The sequence below is a fragment of the Rhodohalobacter sp. genome, assembly GCF_041686455.1.
In the GTDB taxonomy this organism is placed as follows: Bacteria; Bacteroidota; Rhodothermia; order Balneolales; family Balneolaceae; genus Rhodohalobacter.
The window spans coordinates 1-3,375 of record NZ_JAWLDW010000193.1 but is presented as its reverse complement, the minus strand read 5'-3'; the positions used below and the strand labels follow the sequence as shown (position 1 = coordinate 3,375).

Sequence of the window (3,375 nt, the reverse complement as noted above, 5' to 3'; positions counted from 1 at the left end):
CGCCGTAATCTCCCAAAATCCAAGAAATCCTCGTGTATCTGTAGCTTGTTTAGTAACATTTGCAATGGCAACAGGTCCGCCAAGGTTTTGCCTGACGGAAATATCACCCGAGAACATCATTCCAATTCCCTGGATGATACCCATAAATGTATCACCGGATTTCTCAAAACCCTGTCCTACTGATTCTCCAATATTATAGTTTAGAGTCTCTACGTCAAAAACTTCACGAGGGTTAGGCGGTGCAATTCCGATTTGTTGTGTTTCGGGGTCTGGTGTAACCTGCAGGGTTAGTATCTCGCTATCTCGTTGTACGGTTAACTGCAGCTCACTTTCCGATTCGCGAATCTTTTCCACCAACTGGATCCAGAAATCAACCGGTTCATCATTGATTCGGACAATTTGATCTCCGGCCTTAAATCCCGCTTCATCTGCAGGACTTCCTTCCAACACATCAGAAATTTTACTTGGCAATGTGTTGCTTTGATTTAAAAAACCCTGTTCACCAATTTGATCCAAAAAGTCTGGAGGAGTTGGCAGGTTTCTAACTTCACCATCTCTAATGACCATAAAAGTAAGACCTCTGTCGGTAATCGAGGCTGGATTGAAAATGTCATTAAAGTACTCTACTTCTTCGCCATTGATCCCAACAATACGATCTCCGGTTCTGAAACCTACATCATGCGCAACTGATTCTTCCGGGATGTACAACCCCTCGACAGAATCGATAGGAATAACATCTTCACCATACGAAAAGGCAATCCCGGCATAAATAATTACGGCAAGAATTGCATTGAAAATGACCCCGGCCGTGATGACAATCATTCGCTGCCAAACAGGTTTACTCCTGAACTCATCATCTTTGGGCTCTTCATCGAGGAATTCATCGTCCATCGACTCATCTATCATGCCGGCAATGCTAACGTAGCCGCCGAGAGGTGTAGCACCGAGAACGTACTCGGTCTCTCCTTTTCTGAACCCGAATATTTTCGGAGGAAAGCCAATAGAAAATTTATCGACACGCATCTTAAAGTATTTTGCGGCAATAAAATGGCCTAATTCATGAATCGTAACAAGAATAAATATCGCTGCAATGAAAATTGCAATGGTTGTTGATATACTAAAAATCCAGTCCATATCTACTTAAATAAACCGTTCGCGAATTTTCGTGATTCCTCATCAGCCTCGATGAGCATTTGGGGAGATGCAATTTCTTTATGATGAAATGTATTGAGGGTTTCATCAATTATTTTTGGGATATCAATATAACGAATTTCTCTGTTTAAAAAGCGACCCACCGCAACTTCATTTGCTGCGTTCATAACTGCCGGCAGCAGGCCTCCCTGCTTAACGGCATCTACAGCAAACTGTAAACAGGGAAATTTAATCCTGTCAATAGGTTCAAACGACAAATTCATCTGTTTTCTATAATCGAGCCGGGGCACATCATAAGCTATACGTTCCGGGTAGGAAATTGCATATAGGATCGGAACTTTCATGTCCGGCGGGCCCATCTGTGCTTTCGAAGATCCATCATTAAATTCAATGATTGAGTGTATGATGCTTTGAGGATGGATGACCGGTTCAATTAAATCTATGTCAATTCCAAAAAGCCAATGCGCCTCAATAATTTCCAGTCCTTTATTCATCATTGTTGATGAATCTATAGTAATCTTTTTCCCCATCTCCCAGTTGGGATGGTTCAGGGCATCTTCAACCGTAATACTTTTCATCTGATCTCTGGAATATTCTCTGAAAGGACCGCCACTTGCTGTGATAATAATTTTCTCTACACTGGCCAAAGTTTCCCCTACCAGGCACTGCCACATCGCAGAATGTTCGGAATCAACCGGTATCAGGTTATCTTTAAAGTTTGGCAATTCAGTAAGTAATTCGCCGCCAACAACAAGCGACTCTTTATTGGCAAGCGCCACACGATTCCCGGATTTAAGAGCTTCATACGTAGAAGTGAACCCGGCAAAACCTACCAGTGCGTTCAGCACAAGATCTGTTTCCGGTGCCGATGCCAACAATTGCAGCGAATCAGCTCCAAAGTTCAGTCTTTCAGGTGTGTAAGACAGAGCATTTAAAAGTGAGCTTTTGTACTGTTCATCCGTTAAAATAACCCATTTCGGCCTAAAGTAGTTTGCCTGTTCAGCAAGTCGTTTCCAGTTAGAGTGAGCCGACAATCCGTACACGTTAAAGGTGCTGCCTAACTCCGAAATAATATCAAGTGCCTGGGTACCGATAGAACCGGTAGATCCGAGAATAGCAATAGATTTTAGAGAAGAATCTTCGTTGGGTTGCTTCATAAGTGAACGGCAAAATAGAAAAAATTTCAGTTAAATCGGGAGGAATAGATTTCCGCTGCTGTTTCGTATAATATGGCGTGATTTTCAGCAGTTTCCAGCTCCGATGGTGAATAACCGCCTGATAGTAACAAAGTTATAGGAATGTCCCGTTCAACAGCGGATGAAATCACTTCATAATCTCTGTCCCTGATTCCCCTTTTTGTGAGCGAAAGGCGTCCGAAATGATCGCTTTTCAGTGGGTCCACCCCCGCCAGGTAGAAAATAAGATCCGGCCGGAAACGGCTGTAAATAGTATCGAGTGCATCGGTCAATTTGTTGATATAATTCACATCTTTTGTTTGATCTGGCAGGCCCACATCAAGTGTTGACGGTGGTTTTTTAAAGGGGTAGTTCTTTTCACCATGCATGGAAAAGGTGAAGACGTCCGGATCGTTTTCAAAAATCACTGCTGTGCCATTCCCCTGATGAACATCACAATCTATAACAAGCACTTTTTTCACCCACATGGCCTGTTGTAAAACCCGAATGGCTACTGCCACATCATTATAGACACAGAAGCCTTCACCAAGATCTGGCATCGCATGATGTGTTCCCCCTGCCAGATTTCCGGATATACCGTCTCGCAGGGCCATCAGTCCTGCATTAATAGTACCCTGCACGGCCAGACGCGAACGGATTGCAAGACTTTTACTCCATGGAAGTCCCATTCGCCTCTCCTCTTTGCGGGAAAGCGAGCCGTTCCATACAGCCGTAGCGTACCGGGGCGTGTGAACACTGCATAGGTTTGGTATATCAACTAATGAAGGTTCAATAACCTGGCGGGGTGACAGAACTCCGCGGCCGAGAAGTATCTGATGAAGGTGAACAAATTTTTTCATCGGAAAAACATGGCCTGCTGGTAGCGTTGCATCATACCCTTTAGAGAAACTAACCCTCACGTAACCTCTAATCTTATGTTTTAGATTGTCTGATGAAAGCTAACATCCTGCCCGCTTGTTCGCGTTCTCTCCTGAATGAATAAAAAGATGTATTCTCAACAGTGCAGCGATCATCCACTTCAATTCGC

General features: G+C 43.7%; 4 protein-coding genes. All 4 read right to left on the bottom strand.

Features of this window, described 5'->3' with window-relative positions; translation table 11 throughout:
* Positions 1 to 1,134: RIP metalloprotease RseP (gene rseP / locus ACESM0_RS13400; protein ID WP_372906708.1), on the bottom strand; the 1,134-nt coding region annotated here is incomplete at its 3' end.
* Positions 1,135 to 1,136: 2 nt separating this feature from the next.
* Entirely contained in the window at positions 1,137 to 2,309 is a 1,173-nt protein-coding gene (locus ACESM0_RS13395) for a 1-deoxy-D-xylulose-5-phosphate reductoisomerase (protein ID WP_372906707.1), read from the bottom strand.
* A gap of 26 nt (positions 2,310 to 2,335) precedes the next feature.
* A complete protein-coding gene (locus tag ACESM0_RS13390) occupies positions 2,336 to 3,187 on the bottom strand; it encodes a histone deacetylase (protein ID WP_372906706.1) in 852 nt (283 codons plus the stop codon).
* Positions 3,188 to 3,260: 73 nt separating this feature from the next.
* On the bottom strand, positions 3,261 to 3,365 hold the full coding sequence (locus tag ACESM0_RS13385) for a laccase domain-containing protein (RefSeq protein ID WP_372906709.1): 105 nt from the start codon (positions 3,363 to 3,365) through the stop codon (positions 3,261 to 3,263).
* Between the last annotated feature and the right edge of the window lie 10 nt (positions 3,366 to 3,375).

Excerpts from the sequence above, each read along its gene's own strand:
- ACESM0_RS13390 (WP_372906706.1), bottom strand. The coding sequence starts at position 3,187 with ATGAAAAAATTTGTTCACCTTCATCAGATACTTCTCGGCCGCGGAGTT.
- ACESM0_RS13395 (WP_372906707.1), bottom strand. The coding sequence starts at position 2,309 with ATGAAGCAACCCAACGAAGATTCTTCTCTAAAATCTATTGCTATTCTC.